Below are 19,427 nucleotides of genomic sequence, written 5' to 3'. Positions count from 1 at the left end.
CCCTATTGAAGGAGGTCTTTTTCATGAAACCATGGGTAACCAAAGCAATGGCCGTCACTTTGATGGCATCGGTTGCCGCAGGCTGCAGTGGCGGGCCGTCGGCAGGCGAAGCGCCAAAACAGGAGAAGCCGACACAAACGTTAACGTTCTGGATGAAAAAACAATTGTTCGAGGATCAAAATAAATTGATCCTCGAACGGGCTAAACAATTTGGAGCCGAAAATCAGGTCAATGTCAATGTCGAACTCATCGCCTATGAAGATTTTTATCCCAAATGGTCCGCGGCCATCGAATCCAAAACGACTCCGGATGTATCCTTCTTCGGATATCAGGAAGTAGGGCAGTTTTATGCCAAGGGTGTTCTGGAGGATGTAAGCGATTTGGTGAAAAAGGTAGAAAGCGATAATGGCGAAATTCATGAAAGCATGAAGAAAGCGATCAGCTTCCAAGGCAAGCAGTACGCCGTTCCGTTTTGGACGGAATCGCAGGTGCTTTATTACCGCAAAGATCTGCTGAAAAATGCCGGCTTCGATGCGCCTCCGAAAACCTGGGATGAGTTTAGGGCAATGGCGAAGAAGCTTACGGATCCTGGTAAAGGCGTATACGGCGCGGGGCTGGGCTACGGAAAAGGGAACTCCGACGCTGAATTTTTGACAAGAGCGATTATCTGGTCCTATGGCGGCTCGCTGGATACGAAGGACGGCAAGACCGTCATCGTGAACAGTCCTGAAACGATTGCAGCCGCGAAGTTTATCAAAGAGATGTTCACCGTGGATAAGAGTACGCCTCCAAGCTCCATCGGTTGGGATGACAGCGGGAACAACAAGGCGTATTTAAGCGGTCAGGCCGCGATGATTTTCAACGTCGGAAGCGTACTCGGCACGATCAAGAAAGACAACCCTGAGCTTTACGAGAATACCGGCATTGCTCCTATTCCGGCCGGACCTAAGGGAAGCGTCATTCCGGGCATCAGCAACAACCTGGGCATTTTTAAAGATTCCAAAAATAAAGACCTGGCGAAGAAGTTTGTCGAGTACATGGTGAAAGAGGATTGGTACAAAACCTGGGTGGAAAAAGGCGCTCCGCTGACAGGACCGATCTATCCGGAATTGGCCAATGAGCCGGTGTGGCAGGAAGAGAAAAACAAAGGGTTTGTGGAATCCATCAAAAGCTTTGCGTTCCTGGGATTCCCCAGCGAGTACAATCCGAAGGCGGGAGAAGTATTCAACCTGCGTTACGTGAACGATACATTCCAGAAGCTGTTGCTCGATGCCAACTATACTCCGGAAACGGCAATCCAAGATTTGCATGCCAAAATTGAAGAAGTGTACAACAAACAATAATGTCCAAAGGCGGTTAAGGTATCAGAGGCATTCTCCTGATACCTTAACCTAACAAGTAAGGCGGGGTGCGGCTTGAAAACCAATATAGATCATAAACTTGCCTATGTGTTAGTGAGTCCGGTAGTGATTTACTTGCTTGCCATCATGGTTCTTCCGTTCGGATGGGCGGTCTATTTAAGCTTTACCAACAAAGTCGTGGGTGTACCTGCCACGTTTATCGGTTTGAATAACTACATTGAATTAGTCAAAGACTCGTTGTTTTGGAAAGCCGTATGGAACACCATCCTGTTTACTGCGGCAGCCGTCATCGCCAAAACGGTGTTCGGCATGATTATGGCCTTGGTATTGAATGAAAAAATCGTGTTTCGCAATCTATTTAGAGTTCTGTTATTTCTCCCTTGGACAATTCCGACCATCGTCTCGGTCTTTACATGGCAGTGGATATACTCCGACGTTGGAGGCGTACTGAATTTCTTATTACTAAAAACCGGCATCATCAGTCAACCGGTAGGCTGGCTGTCCACTCCGGATTTAGCGATGTTCTCCGTTATTCTGGTCAATGTCTGGCGGGGCATTCCGTTCATGGGCATTGCCATCCTTGCAGGTCTGCAGACCATATCCAAGGAAATGTACGAAGCGGCTATGCTGGACGGAGCTGGGGCGGTCAAACGCTTTTTCTATATGACCCTGCCTTCCATCAAAGAAGTCACGATACTGGCAGCCGTGATGACCACGATCTGGACGCTGAACGATTTTGAAATCATTTGGTTATTGACCCGCGGAGGTCCGGACAACGGCACTCAAGTATTGTCTACACTCAGCTATACGATAGGTTTTTTGAACATGAGCCTGGGTAAGGCGATTGCCATTGCGATCATGACCATGCCTCCGCTGATTATGCTCATCAACTATGTAACGAAGCGTTCGCTTTCATCGAAAGAGTAGGTGGTCCGCTATGGAAAGAAATTCATTAAGCAAGCAAATCATAGTTTACGCAACGTTGGCCGTTTTGTTGATTTTCGCCCTGTTTCCGCTGTATTGGATGATCAATACCTCCTTTAAATCACAAAGCGAGATCTACAATATGACCCCGACATTCTGGCCTCATCACTTCGGCTGGTCGGCCTATGTCAAATTAATGGAAAAAGAATTTCTCGTCAATATCAAGAACAGCCTGATCGTTTCCCTGGTTGTATCTTTTGCGTCTATTATCGTCAGCATGCTTGCGGCTTACGCCATAGCCAAGCTGAAATTCCGGGGCAGAAGCATGATGTCCAAAGGAATCTTGTATGCCTATTTGATGCCGAGAGCGGTATTGTTTATTCCGCTGTATATGCTGGTGTCCTCTATCGGATGGAACGATTCCATTTACGGCCTGATGCTCATCTACCCGACCATTACCGTGCCGTATGCGACATGGATGCTGATTTCGTATTTTAAATCCATTCCCGTGGAAATTGAAGAGGCGGCGATGATCGACGGCTGCACGAGGCTTCGAACCATGCTTAATATTATCTTTCCGCTGTCGGCTCCCGGTATTGCGGCTACGTTCATTTTCGCTTTCACCTTGTGCTGGAGCGAATACCTGTACGCACTGGTCGTGGTGACCAAGAGCGTCGACAAAACGATTACGTTGGGCTTGTCCGATATGATCGTGGGTGACGTATTTGCTTGGGGTCCTCTGATGGGCGGCTCCATCATTGCTTCCATTCCGGTCATTATCATGTATCTCTTTACATCCAAATATATGGTTAGCGGCATGACGGTAGGAGGAGTTAAATAATGACACAGGCGAAAAAAGTATTAGTGACGGCGACAAATTATTCGACGCTTTGTGCAGAAGCCAAGCAGCTGTTGGAAAGTCACGGCTGTGAAGTGATCGAAAACAAGCTGGGCCGGCCGCATACGTTCGAGGAGCTTAAGCCTCTTGTGGGCGATATCGATGCCGTGGTTGCCGGAGTCGATACATGGGACGAAGCGGTGTTCCAACTGGCCCCCAAGCTGAAGATCATCGCAAGATTCGGTGTCGGTGTAGATAATATTGATTTGGAGAAGGCCAAGCAATACGGAATCCGGGTCACCAATGTACCGGGAGGTAACGCCAACGCAGTGGCGGAGCTGGCCGTCGGTCTGATCCTGGGCGCGATGCGCAACATTCCGGGCCTGCATCAGTCGGCAAGAAGAGGATACTGGGACCGGTTTGTAGGGGCGGAATTGATAGGCCGCAAAATCGGACTGCTTGGCTTCGGAAATATCGCCCAGATGGTAGCCAAGAAGCTGCAGGGCTTTGATGTACAGCTGTATGCCTACGATAAGTATCCAAATGTGGAAAAAGCCAGGGCGCTCCATGTCACCTTAACCTCCTATGAAGAAATATTGCGCGAATCCGATGTGGTCAGCATGCATCTGCCCAGCCTGAAGGAAACGCATCATTTTATGAACCGCGAAACCTTCGGCATGATGAAGGACGGGTCCTATTTCGTCAACACGGCAAGAGGAGCCGTCGTCAGTGAAGAAGCGCTCGCCGAGGCGCTGAAATCCGGGAAGCTGGCCGGAGCGGCTATCGATGTATACGAGCAGGAGCCGGTATCCGCTGACAATCCGTTGTTTCAGCTGCCGAATCTCATCACGACGCCTCATACGGCAGCGGAAACCTATGAAACCTATCATAAAGTCAGCCTGACAACAGCACAGGCGATTCTTGATGTATTTCAAAATAAGGTACCGGAGAACATCGTCGTTTAAACAGAAACAAGCGGGGTGAGAAGATGAAGCCGAGTGTAGTCGTTGTGGGCAGCTTGAATCAGGATATTGTGGTTCAGGTAGAGGAACTGCCCCGGGAGGGCGAAACGCTGATGGGCATCGGCATGTCGGAGAGCCCCGGCGGGAAGGGAGCTAACCAGGGGGTTGCAATCGGAAAGCTGCAAGCCTGCGTGAGCATGATCGGCAAAGTGGGCTCCGATCCGCACGCCGCCAGCCTGATGAAATCGCTGCAGCAGGCAGGAGTAGATACCCGATATATCATGACGTCCAATCGTCCGACAGGGTTGGCCTTCGTCACGGTCGACCGGGCGGGAAGCAACCATATTGTGGTTATTCCCGGAGCCAATCATGAGCTGACGCCGGAGGATATCGACAGCCAACGTCAAGCCATCGAGAAATGCGAAATCGTCGTCTTGCAGCTGGAGATTCCCTTGAAAACGGTGGAATATACGCTTCGGTTAGCGAAGGAGCTGGGGAAAACGACGGTATTGAATCCGGCGCCGGCCCAAATGCTCCGTGACGAGATCCTGCGTTTTGTGGATTTTTTGATCCCCAATGAGCATGAACTGCAGAGCATGTCGGGTATGACGATAACGGACGCGTCTACTCTTCAAGCGGCGGCCCGGGTTTATTTAAGCAAGGGCGTTCGTGCGTTAATTGTTACGTTGGGCGGCAAGGGCTGCTGCTATATCGATCATGAAAGAGTACAGACCTATCCGGCCCGCAAAGTGAAGGCGCAGGATACCACCGCGGCCGGTGACAGCTTTATCGGAGGCTTTGTCGCGGGATATCTCAAGTATCATGATGTGGACCTAGCCATTGAACTGGCTCAAAAAGCAGCGGCGATAACGGTAACCAGGCATGGAGCGCAAAGCTCTCTTCCCACCTGGGAAGAAGTAGCCGCCTTTGACTTATCATAAAGAGGAGATGCAGGAATCATGAAACATTTATACGGTGTGACAACAGCTATGGTAACCCCATTTGACCGCAATGGGCAGGTAGACCTGGAAAAAGCGGCGGGCTTGACGGAGTTCCTGATCTCCAAAGGCGTGCATTGTTTATACCCTTTGGGTACAACGGGCGAAATGGTCAGACTGTCCGTATCCGAACGAAAAGCCGTGGCGGAAACCGTAGTCAAAACCGCTGCGGGCAGAGTGACCGTGTTTATCCACGTGGGAGCAGTAACCCTGGAAGATACGATAGAGCTTGCGCAGCACGCCCATTCCATCGGCGCTGACGGCATCGGCGTCGTAACCCCGATTTTCCTGGGCGCCAACGACAGGGAAATGGAACAATACTTTGCAAGCGTAGCTTCAAGCATTCCCGGGGATTTTCCAATGTATCTTTACAATATCCCTCAATGCGCCGCTAACGACTTGAAGACGGAAGTGGCCCAAAGAATAGCAGAACGATTCAAGAATGTGATCGGCATCAAATACAGCTATCCTGACTTTTTGAGAACGGCGGAATACCTTGGTATTAACGATGGGCATTTCTCGGTGATGCACGGCACGGACCGCTTGTTCCTGGCGTCTTTGGCTATGGGCTGCGACGGCACCGTATCCGGCGTATCATGCGTATATCCCGAGCCTTTCGTCGCCTTGTATCAGGCCTTCCAGGAGAAGGATCTGGAAAAGGCGAGACAGCTGCAAAAAGTAGCCGTAAAATATTGCGAGACGTTGAGAAACGGAAGCAATATGTCCTACTTTAAAGAAGCGCTCAAAATGAGAGGCGTGGACGTTGGTTATATGAGAGCGCCTCAATTGGACCTGACTCCGGAAGAAAAGATGCAATTGCAAAACCGGTTAAATGAATTAAATAACGAAACGCGTTATATCCAGGCGTGATTTTCGATTAGGTCCTCCGTTTTCGGAGGGCTTTTTTTTATATGCAGGGACGCCATAAGGCTGATTTCGGTTTTCCTTGGATCCGTGGTAATCGGTTTCAGTGCTTCTGGAATATATATCCATCATATGTAAAATCATCTTACCCGGGATGTAATATCATAGCCTGCATCGAACATAATCGTAAACGAAAATGACATAAGAATACAAATGCAATAATATCATTTTTTTCTCCAAATCGCGGGGACGACGCATCATGCGAAGGAAGCCGTCCTCGAATTGTCCTTGTGCGGCAATGCATTGATGCATTGCCGTTATCGATCGGGCCGGCACCGCAATGTTCGTGCAAACAACGTTTGGGACGTCGGGCCGCCGCATGGCGAGCATGGTCGAACCATCGATTCCGCCTGCCTTTTTCCTGATATGCAAGTAATTATATCGGAATTTAAGAAAAAATGTCAAGAAAATCTCGAAATGCTATTGACAACCTTCTGCTGCGTCAAATAATATAACGTCAACAGCAGTTTGAAAATGATAATCGAATATCACTATTTGATAATTATTCTATGAGGAAGTATGGCTCTACGTAAGGAGGATCGGTGTGAGCGCAGAGAAAACGTTGGACATTCTTGATTTGTTCAGTTTGGAAACTCGCGAGCTAAGCGTGGCCCGCATCGCGGAATTGCTGGATCAGCCCCAAAGCTCTGTGTACAGGCATCTAAGGACATTGAAGGAGAAGGGGTACATCGTTGAATCGAACACAGGGACCTACAGGCTCGGATACCGTTTTTTGGCGCTGGCCAAAATTGTAAGAGCCGATAATACCCTCTCATCCATTGTCCTGCCAGTTATGAGACATCTCACGAAAGAAACGGGAGAAACGTCAATCCTGACGATTGTATCCGAGTTGAATGTCGTTTGTTTGGAGACGATCGCTTCTCCGCAGCCGATTAAAGTATCCGCAGAACAGGGGCAGCTTTTGCCTTTGCATGCAGGCGCTTCATCCAAGCCGTTTCTGGCATTCATGCCGGAAAAAACGGTGGACGAGCTAGCCAAACGGGGAGACCTGCGCCAATTTACGGAACATACGATTACGGATGTGCAGCTGTTGAAAGCGGAGCTGGCGCAAATCCGCAAGCAGGGCTATGCGGTGTCCGATTCCGAGGTGGATGAAGGCGTTTATGCGATTGGGGCGCCCATCCGGGATTCGGAAGACCGGATCGCCGGGGTGCTAAGTATTGCGGGGCCAAGAGAGCGCTTCTTAAACAAAGAGGTGGGCAGCTTGGTGCAGCATGTGCTGACGGCCGTGGAGGAAGCGCAAAAATATTTATAGCCTCGGAGACCGCCGTCTAAATGGACGTTTGGAATAAGACACACAACAAGGGATTGTATGCCAATGCAACTATTCGATTTGGTTATAAGCGGACAGCTGGTCTTGGAGGATAAGGTGGTTGTCGGGGAAATCGGCGTGAAGAACGGAAAAATCGCTTGTATCGCAGAGGAAGGAGGCACGCTGGAAGGCAAGGAACACAAGCCGTTCGGCAAAGCCTATATTTTTCCCGGCTTTATCGATACCCACGTGCACTGCTTCAGCAATCCGGACGAAGGGTTTATCCGGACAAGCGCCTCCGCTGCGGCGGGTGGCGTAACGACGTTCCTCGATATGCCCTATGATCTCCCGCATCCGATCAATCATGTGGAGCGGTTCAAGCGCAAGACGGAGCAAGTGGAGAAGGAAGCGATCGTGGACATTTGCTTATGGGCGACGATATCCAAATTCGACGGAACGGATCAAATCGGTCGGCTTGCCGAAGCAGGCGCGGTCGCCTTTAAATTGTCCACGTTCGAGACGGACGCCTACCGATTCCCGAGGATTCCCGATCACGAAATGCTGAAGGCGATGAAGCTGATCGGAGAGACCGGGCTGCGTGCGGCTTTTCATTCCGAAAACAACGAAATCATCAGCGATCTTATGGAACGGTATCGGCAGGCGGGCAGCGTTTATCCGCGCGCTCATATGGAGACGCGTCCGCCTGTCACCGAATCGAGCGAAGTTTTGAAGCTGATGGAATTCGCATATTGGACGGGTGCGAAAATTCACATCGTGCATGTCAGTCATCCGCGCACCGTTGATTTGATTGAAAACTTTAGACAGAGCGGCCTGGACGTGACATGCGAAACGTGTTATCCGTATCTGCTGCTCGACGTAAACGATCTGGATCGGCTTGGGCCCAAGGCAAAGATGAATCCGCCGCTTCGCCATCCGGAGGATGTACAGGGGATGTGGAAGCATCTGCAGTCAGGACGAATTGATCTGCTGAGCTCGGATCATGCGCCATGGGGGAAGGAGAAGAAGGAAGCGGGCAACAACAACATCTTTATGGCTTCTTCAGGCCTGTCGGGCGTCGAGCTCCTTGTGCCGCTCATGTATGACGGCGCCGTGGCCAGCGGCAAGCTGACTCCGGTCGAATTCGCCAAGGTCATGGCGCAGCATCCGGCGGAGGTGTACCAAATCGCGGGGAAAGGAAAATTGGCTCAAGGCTATGATGCCGATTTTACGGTTATCGATCCGGACGCTTCATTCACGATCGACGAAACCAGGCTGCGTTCGATATCCAAGATGACGCCTTTTCACGGCAGAAGATTGCGGGGCAAAATCGTCTGCACTTTTGTCCGGGGCCGTGTTGTGTATGACGGCAGCGAAGTCGTCGCGGAGCCGGGATATGGAACCTTTGTCGCCGGTCATGTCCGGCAAAAGGCCCGAACCGGGACAACGATGTAAAGGAGGGCGTATATGATTCGTTTCGACAACGTGAACAAACGATACGGAGATATCCACGCGCTTAAAGATATCAGCTTTCAGGTCGAGAAAGCGGAATTGGTATCCTTGATCGGTCCGAGCGGCTGCGGCAAAACAACGATGCTGCGCATGATCAACCGGTTGATCGAGGCAAGCTCCGGCACCATTTATGTCCAGGGCCGGGATATTTCCAAGGTCGATCCCGTCGAACTGCGGCGGAGCATCGGCTATGTCATTCAGCAGATTGGCCTGCTTCCCCACCTGACCATCGGCAAAAACATCGGTCTGGTGCCGAAGCTGAAAGGCATGAAAGAGTCGCAATATGCTGCGCGCATCGATGAACTGCTCGATATAGTCGGCCTGGATTCGAAAGTGTTCCGAAACCGGTATCCTTCCGAGCTCAGCGGGGGGCAGCAGCAAAGAATCGGCGTGATTCGCGCATTGGCCGCCGAGCCTCCGATCGTATTAATGGACGAACCGTTCAGCGCATTGGACCCGATCAGCCGAGAACAGCTTCAGGACGAACTGGTCCGTTTGCAGAAATCGATCCATAAAACGATCGTATTCGTCACGCATGATATGGACGAAGCGCTTAAAATTTCCGACCGGATTGCGATCATGAATCAAGGCGAAATCGTGCAGTTTGACACGCCCGAAGCCATTCTGAGGCAGCCTGCCAACGATTTTGTCAGAGGGTTTATCGGGGAGAAACGGCTGGCCGCCGCCAAGAAAAGCGCAGAAACCGTACTGGACGTGATGGTTTCACAATCGTCCACGCTGACACCGGAACATCGGATCAAAGACGCTTTGGCGGTCGCGGAGGCATCCTCGCTGGATGCGGTTCTTGTCACTGACAAGGACGACCGTTTAGTCGGCTATGTTCCGGCGGCGGACTTGAGAAGCCATACAGGTGTCGGCGAGAGGCCGTTGGGTGAGATGACGAAACGCGGCATGCCGCAAATCGAATATTCATCGCACTGGAATGAGGCGGCGAAGCTGATCGTCGATTCGGACGGGCGTGCGGTGGCCGTGATGAGGAATGGCAAGCCCCTGGGGATTGTAACCGAGAGGTCAATTCTGAGACAAATGCTGCGTGAGCGGGCTTCCGCAGATGCGTAAGTGGAGGTGATGAGTGTGGACGATTTCTGGGTCAAGTTCGTTGACGTTATTGTAAATCGGCGGGATATGATCTTAACTTCGTTATGGCAGCATGTATACATATCGCTATCCGCCATGGCCATTGCGCTCCTCGTCGCGGTTCCGCTGGGCGTCTGCTTGACGAGGAAGAGAAAAATCGCCGATTCGGTCATTGCCTTCACGGGCATATTCCAAACGATTCCAAGCATCGCGCTGTTCGGTTTTCTGCTGCCGTTTGTCGGAATCGGGGTGAAGCCGACGATTATCGCGCTGGTACTTTACGCGCTGCTGCCGATCGTACGAAACGTATATACGGGCATTGTCGAGGTGGATCAGTCGGTAGTCGATGCCGGCCGGGGAATGGGAATGACCGATTGGCAAATTCTGCGGATCATCGAACTGCCGCTTGCGCTTCCCGTCATTATGGCCGGCATCCGCACCGCTACCATATCGACGATCGGCGTAACGACGATTGCCGCTTTTGTGGGAGCGGGCGGTCTGGGAGATATTATTTTCCGGGGCGTGTCCATGCTCCGGACGGAACTGATTTTAGCCGGCGCGATACCGGCTGCGCTGCTTGCGGTATTGGCCGATTTCCTGCTGAAGAGGCTGGAGATTAGAGTGATTCCCCGCGGGATGTCCAAGAGAAAGGGCCTGAACCGGCAATAATGCTATACCCGATAGAGACCAATCATATGGAGGAGAGTAACGATGAAAAAAATTGTATTGGCCGTTCTGATTTTTGCCGGTACCCTGTTGTCCGCCTGCGGATCTTCCGGGAACCAGCCTTCAAATGAGGCGGCGCCCGGAGAAAATGTGCAGCCGGCCCGCATTACCGTCGGCGGAAAGCCGTTCACCGAGCAGCTCATATTGGTTCAACTGATGGCTCAGCTGCTGGATGCGAAAACCGGGCATACGATCTCGACAGCAGAAGGCCTGGGGTCCTCGAATGTGCTGATGCAAGCGCTGAAGGACGACGATATCCAGGTTTACGCGGATTATACCGGAACAGGTTATATTAACATTTTGAAAAACGAGCTGAAGCCCGACGATACCCCGGAAACGGTCTATGAGAAGGCGAAGCAAGGATATGAGGAACAATTCGGATTCACCTGGCTTAATCCGATCAAATACTCCAATACCTTCACCCTGATTATGAAGCGGGAAAAAGCGGACGCACTCGGCGTGAAAACGTTCTCCGATCTGGTCCGGCATGCGCCGAATCTGGTGCTCGGCTCCGATGCCCAATTTTTCGAACGCGGTGACGGTTATAAAGGCATGGCGGAAAAGTACGGATTTGAATTTAAAGGCCGCAAGGAGATGGATATCGGCATCGCCTATCAGGCGCTCACCGAAGGCCAGATCGACGTGCTGGTCGGTTATTCCACGGATGGCCGGATTCCCGCACTCGAGCTTCAAATTCTCGAAGACGATAAAGGCTACTTTCCGCCGTATTACCCGGCTCCCATTCTGAAAATGGAGTTCCTGAAGAAGTACCCTGAGGTAGGCGAAACGCTTAATCTGCTGGCGGACAAGCTGGACGAGACGACGATGGCCGAGCTAAACGCCAAGGTAGATGTAAAGAAGGAAGAGCCGAAGGATGTGGCTGCAAACTTTTTGAAGCAGGCCGGACTTATCGAATAGCCATATACGAAAGCGAGGGACGAGTCGCCATGAAAATCATTGATCTTTCGTTAGTCATTGACGAGGAGACGAAATTTGCCGGTTTCCCAAGAAGTCTTGTCTACGGTGAAGAGGAATCGAGTACCAAAATTACAGAAGTGGCTTCGATCGCCAAAAATAAGGTTCAATCGCATAATTTTACGATGTGCACGCAGCATTTCACCCATTATGACGCACCTGCCCATTTCCTGGAGGGCGGCTTGCAAAATCACGAGGTGCCGCTGGATTCATTCATCGGCGAAGCGGTTCTCGTGGACATGCTGCACAAAGAACCCGGCTCCTATGTGACGAAAGAAGATTTGCTGCAGTCTGGCGCCGATATCCGAGAAGGCGACATCGTCGTGATCCGCACCGGCTGGACGGATCAGGCGTGGGGCACGTTCCGGTTCTGGGATGAGATGATCGGCTTGTCCACTTGTGCCGCAGAGTGGCTGAGGGACCAACGTATCAAATCGGTCGCGGGCGATTTTATGCTTTGCGATTCTCCGCTCCATCCCCCGGAAGGGCGTACGTGGAGCAGCGATGAATGGAGCCCGAATCACTTTACGTTTTTGAAAGAGAACATTGTGATGCTGGAATGGCTGACGAACTTGAAGGCCATTACAGAGAAACGGTTTCTGTTCGGCTGTGTACCGATCAAGCTGAAAGGTACGGACGGGGCTCCGTGCCGCGCCTTTGCCATTGAAGGCCTGCTGTCCCGGGAAAGCGTTCCTGATACCGAAAGGGCGTGAAAGAGGAATGGGATGGAAAGAGCAAGATATGCGCTCCGCTCTCCGCAAGCTGGAGAAATCGGGGCGTCTGACCACCGTACAAGGCGCCGTGCATCCAAAGTTTGAGCTTGCAGCGGTGCTTGCGCAGGCACCGGGAAGAAATGCGGTGATGTTCAACCGTGTAGAAGGCTATGAAACCCGTGTTGTCGGAAATCTCGTCGACCGGACTAATTTTTCCGTCAGCTGCGGAATTGAACCGACACTGGAGGCATCCCTGCAGCACATTTCCCGAGGCATCGAGCATCCGGTACCAGCCGCTCTGATCCATGACGCGCCGTGCCGGGAGGTCGTAATCACCGATAAGATCGATATCATGAGCATCATGCCCGTCGCCACTTTTTTTGAACGGGAGGCCGGTCCATATATTACGGCAGGCGTCATCGCAGCGAAAGATCCGGAAACCGGAAAGCGCAATGTGTCGATGAACCGGCTGCTTGTTCTCGGCCCGGATAAGCTGATGATCGGCATGTCTCCAAGCCATCACTTATATCAGCTGATGATCAAAGCCGAGAAGCTCGGCAAGCCGCTCGAAATTTCCGCAGCGATAGGCAATCACCCGGCCGTGCTGGTCGCAGCCAACGCTTATGTCGATCTTGGATTTGACGAATTCGAAATCGCCGGCGGCATGTTCGGTGAACCTTTCGAGCTGTCTCCCGGTGTTACGGTTAACGTTGAGGCGCCTGCAGGCGCGGAATTTGTGATCGAGGCGGAATTCGTTCCGGGCGAGCTGTACGAGGAAGGGCCGGTATCGGAATTTCACGGCATGTACGTAGACTATGGCAAAAGCCCGGTCCTGTGTGTGAAGGCGGTCACGCACCGCAAAGATGCGATCTATCAGACGATTCTTCCCGGTAAATACCATGAACATTTTCTGATCGGCGCGATGGCGATCGAGACGACGGTTCTGCATCACGTCCGCCGTGCTGTACCGAGGGCCAAAGCCGCCTACATTACAGAAGGCGGAATGGGGCGCTGTCATGCCGTCATTTCGATTGCCGAACCGAGACCCGGCGAAGGGCAAAAGGCGATGTTCGCCGCCTTCGCGCACTGCAATTTGGTTAAACAGGTCATTGTGGTTGACGACGACATTCCTATCGACGATCCGATTGCGGTCGAGTGGGCGATCGCGGCAAGAATGCGCGCGGAGCGGGATATGATCGTCATTCCGGGCGTACGCACGGACCGCGCGGAGGCGCTTGTTCATCATGGCACGGTAGCGAAGGTAGGGATCTTCGCGCTGCGTGAAGCGGAGTCGCCCCCTCTCGCCGAAATTCCACGGTCGGTGATGGAGCACGTACGTCAGAAATGGGATAGCTACCAGGTGCGGGGATAACGATATGCTGACCAACTCATTCAACAAGCAGACCAATGAAATTGTATTAAACGGCGAGCAGTTGACCGTGCAGGATGTCGTCCGGGCAGCCTGTCAAAACGTACGGGTAAGGTTTGGCGGCGAAGTGATGGAGCGCGCCGCAGCCGACCGCGAGGCTCTTCTGCGCATTGCCGGCCGAAATACGCCGATCTATGGCGTAACGACCGGGGTTGGCGCGAACCGGAACGTCGTCATTTCCCCGGAGGATATGGCGGCATATCAAAGAAGAATTCTTGTCAGCCACTGCGTCGGTATCGGCCCTTACTACCCGGAATCCGTCGTCCGGGCCATTTTGACCGTCCGGGCGAATGCGCTGGCTAAAGGCGGAAGCGGCGTCAATCCCGAGATACTGCACATGCATGCGGCGTTCTTAAATAAAGGCATCCATCCGTTGACCCCGTCGGGCGGCTCGATCGGCGCCGCCGATCTGGGCCCTCTCGCCGAAATGGGGCTGGCGTTTATTGGCGAAGGGGAGGTCATGTACAAAGGCGAGATCGTCCCTGCTGCGCAGGCGCTTCATGCCGCCGGGCTCGACCCCGTCGTACTGGGGCCGAAAGACGGGCTCATTCTGTGCAGCCATAACTCGGCTTCACTGGGTCATGCCGCGCTTCTGCTTCACCGATGCGCTTGTGTGCTCGATCTGGCCGATCTGTCGTCTTCTCTCTCGCTGGAGGGGTTTGGCGGCAACGTATCGCCGCTTGACGCCCGGATCGGGCGTTTCCGCCCGCACCCGGGCCAGCTATCCTGCGCGAACGACATCAGAGCCTATCTCGAAGGAAGCTATCTGTGGGAGGGCAAGGTGCAGCGGACCGTTCAGGATCCGATCAGCTTCCGCAGCGTAACGCAGGTTCACGGGGCTTGCCGCGACGTGTATGAGTTCGCGCTGCAGGGAATGAACATCGAGTTGAACAGCCTCGGCGACAACCCGTTCGTATTGACCGATGATGAGGAGGTCGTCTCTCACGGCAATTTTCACATCGCGACCATCGCGATGCGGTTTGATTTTCTGGGTATACAGCTTTCATCGCTCGCCGGCATGATTCAGAATCGCCTGCAGCGGCTGATGACGTCGGAATTCAGCGGACTGCCCAAATTTCTGGCGAGGCGCGAAGGCACAACGAACGGATTCAGCACGCTGCAAAAAACATACACAGCATTGGCCGCCGAAATACGGCATTTCGCCGATCCCGGCTCGCTGGATGCCCTGCCGGTGGCCAACGGCGTCGAGGATCATGCTACGATGGCTCCCTGGGTGATGCAGAAGACGGAGCGTATACTCGACAAGCTGGAATACATGATCGGCATCGAACTGATGGCAGCCGCCCAAGCGATCGACCTGCGCGGACATCCGCGCCTCGGCCGGGGAACGGAAGCCGCTTATGCGTGCATTCGCCGGTTCATTCCCCCGCTGGATGATGACCGGGTGCTCCGCCAGGACATCGAAAGCGCCAGACGTCTGGCAGCGGACGGCACCTTGCTGGAGGCGGTGATGAACGCGATTCAAAACAAGGAGGAGTAAAGATGCGGCTTCAGGGAAAAGTGGCTATCGTTACAGGCGGCCTGCAAGGTATCGGCAAAGCGACAGTTGAACTGTTTCTACAGGAAGGGGCCAGCGTGGTCGTGGCCGACTTGCCGAAGTCAGGGGGAGAATGGAATCCGGCGGCGGACAGCGAGCCGTCAAAATACGTTTACATCCAAACGGACGTTACGCAAGAAGAGAGCGTAAAGCGACTTGTTGCGCAAACGGTCGATCGGTTTGGCCGTCTGGACATTCTGTTCGCCAATGCTGGCATAGGCGAATCCGCCATGATCCATACGATGACTTATGCGGATTGGCAGCGGGTTATTGACGTCAACCTTAACTCGGTCTTTTTATCCAACAAGTACGGGATCGAAGCGATGCTTGCGGGGGGCGGCGGCTCCATTATCAATAATGCGTCGTTCCTCGGCTTTGTGGGACAGCAAGGCGTCATAGCGAACGCGGCCGCCAAAGGCGGTGTCATCAATTTGACGAGGACGCTCGGGGTCAATTATGCGAAGCAAGGCATTCGCGTCAATTCCATCTGCGCCGGTTACACGTTGACGCCGGTCATCACGGCCAAGCCGCAAGAGGTCATCGACGAATTTGTAAGCAAACATCCGATCGGCCGGCTAGCGGAACCGATCGAGATCGCCAAAGCGGTGTTATTCCTCGCCAGCGACGATTCATCTTTTGTCGTCGGCTCCAATCTAATGGTCGACGGGGGCTATACCGCTCAATAATTACATAAATTTAAGGAGCGTGCTGACAATGAAAGTGATCGACCTGACTCTGACGATCGATCCCGAAACGAAATATCCCGGATTCCCGCGCAGCAAAGTTTACGGAAAGCCCGAATCTGTCAACACCATTACACAAGTCGCGTCGGTGGAAGAAAACAAGGTTTCTTCCCATGATGTGCAGCTGTCGACTCAGCATTTCACGCATTACGATGCGCCCTCCCATTATATTATCGGCGGGTTGAACAACGATGAGGTGCCGCTCGATTGGCTCGTCGGCGAAGCCGTCGTGTTCGATATGATGCACAAACAGGCCGGCGAATGCGTAAGTGCAGCCGATTTGGAGGCGACGGGCGTTCAAATGAAGCGGGGCGATATCGTCGTTATCCGAACCGGATGGACGGATAAAATGTTCGGGACCTTCGAATTTTGGGATCAAATGATCTATTTGACGACCGATGCGGCAGAATGGCTGATGGAACGCGGGATCAAGACGCTCGTTCAGGATTTCATGACGTGCGATTCTCCGCTCCATCCTCCAGCCGGCCGCGAATGGGGACAGCCGAATTGGAGTCCGAATCACCTGACATTCCTGGGCAATAATGTTTGTCTTGTCGAATGGTGCACCAATTTGGGGGCGATTACCGAAGAACGGGTGCTGCTCGTATGCGCACCGATCAAGTTGAAAGGTACTGAAGGAGCGCCGTGCCGTGTGATGGCGATTGAGGGCATACTTCCCCAATAATTTGCGAACAGCCGAATGACAGGCCATGTTCTCGATCATTCGGACATCATGGATGTCCGTTTCGAACGATGAAAAGGGATCTGATGAAAAGGCGAAGGGGAGAGACGGATGAACGATGCTCTTTTAAAAGCGGATGCGGAGACGATTGAACGGGATATCGAGTCGCTTGCCGCGATGGTGGATTCTTCGAAGCCGGGGTGGACAAGAAGGCCTTTTACACCCTGGTATGAACAGGGGCGGCAGTGGTTGCGGGAACGGATGGTGGAGATCGGCATGCATGTCGAAATCGACGCTGCCTCCAACCTGATCGGCCGCTTGCCGGGCAGCGACCCGTCTCTGAAGCCGATCATGGTGGGATCGCATACCGATACGGTAACGGGCGGAGGTAGATTTGACGGCATCATCGGCGTACTGGCCGGTCTTGAAATCGTGCGCACCTTGAAGCGGGCCGGGATTGTCCTGCGCCATCCGCTGATGGTCGTCGATTTCACGGCGGAGGAGCCGAGTGAATTCGGCATCTCCACGATCGGCAGCAGGGGGATGGTCGGCAATCTGCCGGAAGAGATGCTGGAAAGAACCGATCCCTCCGGCCTGGTGCTGCGGGATGCGATCCGGCTGGCTGGCGGCGATCCGGATGCGCTGCCTTCCGCCGCCCTTGGACCGGGCGACATCGCGTTGTATTTGGAGCTCCATATCGAGCAGGGTCCCGTATTGGAGCAAACGGGCACCAAGCTTGGCGTGGTTACGGGGATTGTTGGCATCCATCGTTACCGGGTCACTGTCGAGGGCCGGCCCAATCATGCGGGTACGACGCCTATGACGATGAGAAGCGATGCGCTTACGGGCGCCGCCAGAATGATACTGGAATTGGAGGCAATATGCCGGGAACATGATGCGGAACCCGTTGTGGGCACGGTAGGCAAGCTCACGGTCGAGCCCAACGCCTCCAATGTCATTCCGGGACGCGTCGTGTTCGATTTAGAGGTCCGCTCGCTCAGCGTGGACATCATGGAAGAGCTGATTTGCGCTTTCAAGAGGAGAACGGAAGAGATCGCCTTGAATGGCGGCATCGCCATTTCCATGGACTGCTTATCCAAATCGGAGCCGATTCGCGTAGACGAAGACGTCCAGGCAATTATACGCAGCGGCTGCACAGCGACCGCATCATCGATTTCCCTGCCAAGCGGAGCTGGACACGATGCCAATCAAATCGCCAGAATCGCGCCGATCGGAATGGTATTCGTTCCAAGCAAGGATGGCAGAAGCCATTGTCCCGAGGAGTGGACCGATTATGCGGACGTGGCGCTCGGTGTCGAAGCGCTGACGCGAACGATTGTGCTGTACGACAACCTGCGAATGAAAAACGAATAAACCGAACTGAATAACCAAAAGCGTGATATCCAGGCATGATTTCCGATAAGGTCCTCCGTAATCCGGAGGGCTTTTTTACTATGCAGGGACGCCATAAGGCCGACAAAAAACTGCATTCTTACTTGAAGTAAGCTTGTTATATATGATAGAGCATGCGGGCCATGCTGCAGGGTCACAAAATGCCCCCCCCAAAGCTTCCCGTCATTTCTTGGGCAAAGGAGAATGGCACATGAATCGTTTGACTATTCCTAGAGTTATATAAAACCCGAAAACGGCTTTCAAGCTGCTTTCGGGTTTTTCTTTGGACTGTGAGCTATTATTGCCCGGCGTGCTGCCAAGCTTTCTTGCTTCCAATATTTATGACCGTTAAAAACAAACCTCATAGCAAATAATTTATTTGTTGATATATGAAGGATGATGAAAGATGAAATCCATGGAGGTTATGCAAAATGCCCGATTGGTTGGAAGTCGCTCTTCGAACCTTGTTCGCTGTTGTGATTCTCTTCTTAATGACCCGACTCTTGGGGAAAAGGCAAATTTCCCAGCTATCTTTTTTTGAATATATTACCGGCATTACGATCGGCAGCCTTGCCGCTTATATCTCAATGGATTTGGAATCCCATTGGTTATTGGGTTTTGTTTCGTTAATTGTCTGGGTACTGGTTTCCCTGGGCATTGAATTTCTGCAAATGAAAAGCAAAAAGGTACGCGACTTCATCGACAGCAAAGCGACTATACTTATAAAGGACGGTAAAATTCTCGAAGACAACGTAAAGAAAGAACGTCTTTCTTCCGATGAACTGCTCCAGCAGCTTCGAAAAAAGAATGTGTTCAAAACAGCCGACGTCGAATTTGCGGTCATTGAACCAAGCGGAGAAATCAACGTTCTTCTCAAAAAAGAGCACCAGCCCCTAACCCCCTCTCATTTAGGCATTACCGTCGGGCCGGAGCCGGAACCTCAGACGGTGATCATGGACGGCAAAATGATGGATGAACCGCTGGCTACCATCGGATTAAGCCGGGAATGGCTTTATACCGAGCTGGAGAAGATCGGCGTAACGATTGAGAATGTGTTTTTGGGTCAAGTCGATGCTTACGGGCAGTTGTATGTCGATTTATACGACGATAAGCTTCAGGTTCCGGAACCGCAGCAAAAGGCTTCGCTACTGGCTCAATTAAAGAAATGCGAAGCGGACCTCGAAATGTTCGGGCTCTCTACGGATAATGAAACGGTAAAGCAAATGTATGAGCAATGTTCCAATCAGCTTAAACAAATTATTACGGATGTAAGGCCGCTGCTTATTCGATAACGATTTGAAAAAGGCGAATACGCGGGGGTA

Annotated in this window: 19 protein-coding genes; 18 read left to right on the top strand and 1 reads right to left on the bottom strand. The window is 52.6% G+C overall.

Annotation, left to right across the window (positions count from 1 at the left end; genetic code table 11):
- The first annotated feature begins 23 nt into the window (after positions 1 to 23).
- The 6 genes from BLT35_RS07170 to BLT35_RS07145 all read left to right on the top strand — a co-directional run bounded on the left by BLT35_RS07170 (position 24) and on the right by BLT35_RS07145 (position 5,953).
- A complete protein-coding gene (locus BLT35_RS07170) occupies positions 24 to 1,343 on the top strand; it encodes an ABC transporter substrate-binding protein (protein ID WP_062410617.1) in 1,320 nt (439 codons plus the stop codon).
- 72 nt (positions 1,344 to 1,415) lie between these two features.
- On the top strand, positions 1,416 to 2,288 hold the full coding sequence (locus tag BLT35_RS07165; protein WP_054817350.1) for a carbohydrate ABC transporter permease: 873 nt from the start codon (positions 1,416 to 1,418) through the stop codon (positions 2,286 to 2,288).
- 10 nt (positions 2,289 to 2,298) lie between these two features.
- Positions 2,299 to 3,126 carry a carbohydrate ABC transporter permease gene (locus BLT35_RS07160; RefSeq protein ID WP_062410618.1) on the top strand — a complete coding sequence of 276 codons (828 nt, stop codon included), beginning with the start codon at positions 2,299 to 2,301 and terminating at the stop codon, positions 3,124 to 3,126.
- Positions 3,126 to 4,088, top strand: coding sequence for a phosphoglycerate dehydrogenase (locus BLT35_RS07155; RefSeq protein ID WP_074727395.1), 963 nt, complete (start codon positions 3,126 to 3,128; stop codon positions 4,086 to 4,088). Before BLT35_RS07160 ends, BLT35_RS07155 begins: the two co-directional genes overlap by 1 nt.
- Positions 4,089 to 4,111: 23 nt before the next feature.
- Positions 4,112 to 5,026 carry a ribokinase gene (gene rbsK / locus BLT35_RS07150; RefSeq protein ID WP_074727394.1) on the top strand — a complete coding sequence of 305 codons (915 nt, stop codon included), beginning with the start codon at positions 4,112 to 4,114 and terminating at the stop codon, positions 5,024 to 5,026.
- Positions 5,027 to 5,044: 18 nt separating this feature from the next.
- On the top strand, positions 5,045 to 5,953 hold the full coding sequence (locus tag BLT35_RS07145) for a dihydrodipicolinate synthase family protein (protein WP_074727393.1): 909 nt from the start codon (positions 5,045 to 5,047) through the stop codon (positions 5,951 to 5,953).
- Positions 5,954 to 6,109: 156 nt separating this feature from the next.
- Here BLT35_RS07145 and BLT35_RS26805 read toward each other — a convergent pair whose 3' ends face one another.
- Positions 6,110 to 6,379, bottom strand: coding sequence for a hypothetical protein (locus BLT35_RS26805; protein WP_175471943.1), 270 nt, complete (start codon positions 6,377 to 6,379; stop codon positions 6,110 to 6,112).
- Between the two features lie 172 nt (positions 6,380 to 6,551).
- Here BLT35_RS26805 and BLT35_RS07135 point away from each other — a divergent pair, with 172 nt between their 5' ends.
- From BLT35_RS07135 to BLT35_RS07080, 12 genes are all read left to right on the top strand, one after another.
- Entirely contained in the window at positions 6,552 to 7,283 is a 732-nt protein-coding gene (locus tag BLT35_RS07135; protein ID WP_062410623.1) for an IclR family transcriptional regulator, read from the top strand.
- 57 nt (positions 7,284 to 7,340) lie between these two features.
- On the top strand, positions 7,341 to 8,732 hold the full coding sequence (locus tag BLT35_RS07130) for a hydantoin-5-propionate amidohydrolase (RefSeq protein WP_074727391.1): 1,392 nt from the start codon (positions 7,341 to 7,343) through the stop codon (positions 8,730 to 8,732).
- A gap of 12 nt (positions 8,733 to 8,744) precedes the next feature.
- Positions 8,745 to 9,869: a betaine/proline/choline family ABC transporter ATP-binding protein gene (locus BLT35_RS07125; protein ID WP_054817356.1), complete on the top strand. Its 1,125-nt coding sequence runs from the start codon at positions 8,745 to 8,747 to the stop codon at positions 9,867 to 9,869.
- Between the two features lie 15 nt (positions 9,870 to 9,884).
- Positions 9,885 to 10,556: an ABC transporter permease gene (locus tag BLT35_RS07120; RefSeq protein WP_437438529.1), complete on the top strand. Its 672-nt coding sequence runs from the start codon at positions 9,885 to 9,887 to the stop codon at positions 10,554 to 10,556.
- Positions 10,557 to 10,598: 42 nt separating this feature from the next.
- Positions 10,599 to 11,531, top strand: a complete 933-nt coding sequence (locus tag BLT35_RS07115; protein ID WP_062410627.1) for an ABC transporter substrate-binding protein — start codon at positions 10,599 to 10,601, stop codon at positions 11,529 to 11,531.
- Positions 11,532 to 11,560: 29 nt separating this feature from the next.
- Complete coding sequence (locus BLT35_RS07110; RefSeq protein ID WP_062410628.1) at positions 11,561 to 12,301, top strand: cyclase family protein; 741 nt, start codon at positions 11,561 to 11,563, stop codon at positions 12,299 to 12,301.
- 7 nt (positions 12,302 to 12,308) lie between these two features.
- Positions 12,309 to 13,673: a UbiD family decarboxylase gene (locus BLT35_RS07105; RefSeq protein ID WP_062410629.1), complete on the top strand. Its 1,365-nt coding sequence runs from the start codon at positions 12,309 to 12,311 to the stop codon at positions 13,671 to 13,673.
- A gap of 4 nt (positions 13,674 to 13,677) precedes the next feature.
- On the top strand, positions 13,678 to 15,231 hold the full coding sequence (locus BLT35_RS07100; RefSeq protein WP_074727389.1) for an HAL/PAL/TAL family ammonia-lyase: 1,554 nt from the start codon (positions 13,678 to 13,680) through the stop codon (positions 15,229 to 15,231).
- A gap of 2 nt (positions 15,232 to 15,233) precedes the next feature.
- Positions 15,234 to 15,974 carry an SDR family NAD(P)-dependent oxidoreductase gene (locus tag BLT35_RS07095; RefSeq protein ID WP_054817365.1) on the top strand — a complete coding sequence of 247 codons (741 nt, stop codon included), beginning with the start codon at positions 15,234 to 15,236 and terminating at the stop codon, positions 15,972 to 15,974.
- Between the two features lie 28 nt (positions 15,975 to 16,002).
- Entirely contained in the window at positions 16,003 to 16,716 is a 714-nt protein-coding gene (locus tag BLT35_RS07090; protein WP_062410632.1) for a cyclase family protein, read from the top strand.
- A 108-nt stretch (positions 16,717 to 16,824) separates the two neighbouring features.
- The gene (ertE, locus tag BLT35_RS07085) at positions 16,825 to 18,087 is read left to right on the top strand and encodes an N-carbamyl-l-glutamate amidohydrolase ErtE (RefSeq protein ID WP_074727388.1); all 1,263 of its coding nucleotides are present in this window, start codon (positions 16,825 to 16,827) and stop codon (positions 18,085 to 18,087) included.
- A gap of 449 nt (positions 18,088 to 18,536) precedes the next feature.
- Complete coding sequence (locus BLT35_RS07080; RefSeq protein WP_074727387.1) at positions 18,537 to 19,397, top strand: DUF421 domain-containing protein; 861 nt, start codon at positions 18,537 to 18,539, stop codon at positions 19,395 to 19,397.
- Positions 19,398 to 19,427 lie beyond the last annotated feature (30 nt).

It is taken from the genome of Paenibacillus naphthalenovorans (assembly GCF_900099895.1).
In the GTDB taxonomy this organism is placed as follows: domain Bacteria; phylum Bacillota; class Bacilli; order Paenibacillales; family NBRC-103111; genus Paenibacillus_G; species Paenibacillus_G naphthalenovorans.
This window is presented reverse-complemented; position numbering and strand designations above follow the sequence as displayed.

Excerpts from the sequence above, each read along its gene's own strand:
- ertE (WP_074727388.1), top strand. The coding sequence starts at position 16,825 with ATGAACGATGCTCTTTTAAAAGCGGATGCGGAGACGATTGAACGGGAT.
- BLT35_RS07080 (WP_074727387.1), top strand. The coding sequence starts at position 18,537 with ATGCCCGATTGGTTGGAAGTCGCTCTTCGAACCTTGTTCGCTGTTGTG.
- BLT35_RS07130 (WP_074727391.1), top strand. The coding sequence starts at position 7,341 with ATGCCAATGCAACTATTCGATTTGGTTATAAGCGGACAGCTGGTCTTG.
- BLT35_RS07095 (WP_054817365.1), top strand. The coding sequence starts at position 15,234 with ATGCGGCTTCAGGGAAAAGTGGCTATCGTTACAGGCGGCCTGCAAGGT.
- BLT35_RS07090 (WP_062410632.1), top strand. The coding sequence starts at position 16,003 with ATGAAAGTGATCGACCTGACTCTGACGATCGATCCCGAAACGAAATAT.
- rbsK (WP_074727394.1), top strand. The coding sequence starts at position 4,112 with ATGAAGCCGAGTGTAGTCGTTGTGGGCAGCTTGAATCAGGATATTGTG.
- BLT35_RS07115 (WP_062410627.1), top strand. The coding sequence starts at position 10,599 with ATGAAAAAAATTGTATTGGCCGTTCTGATTTTTGCCGGTACCCTGTTG.
- BLT35_RS07145 (WP_074727393.1), top strand. The coding sequence starts at position 5,045 with ATGAAACATTTATACGGTGTGACAACAGCTATGGTAACCCCATTTGAC.
- BLT35_RS07160 (WP_062410618.1), top strand. The coding sequence starts at position 2,299 with ATGGAAAGAAATTCATTAAGCAAGCAAATCATAGTTTACGCAACGTTG.
- BLT35_RS07155 (WP_074727395.1), top strand. The coding sequence starts at position 3,126 with ATGACACAGGCGAAAAAAGTATTAGTGACGGCGACAAATTATTCGACG.
- BLT35_RS07110 (WP_062410628.1), top strand. The coding sequence starts at position 11,561 with ATGAAAATCATTGATCTTTCGTTAGTCATTGACGAGGAGACGAAATTT.
- BLT35_RS07170 (WP_062410617.1), top strand. The coding sequence starts at position 24 with ATGAAACCATGGGTAACCAAAGCAATGGCCGTCACTTTGATGGCATCG.
- BLT35_RS07105 (WP_062410629.1), top strand. The coding sequence starts at position 12,309 with ATGGGATGGAAAGAGCAAGATATGCGCTCCGCTCTCCGCAAGCTGGAG.
- BLT35_RS07125 (WP_054817356.1), top strand. The coding sequence starts at position 8,745 with ATGATTCGTTTCGACAACGTGAACAAACGATACGGAGATATCCACGCG.
- BLT35_RS07100 (WP_074727389.1), top strand. The coding sequence starts at position 13,678 with ATGCTGACCAACTCATTCAACAAGCAGACCAATGAAATTGTATTAAAC.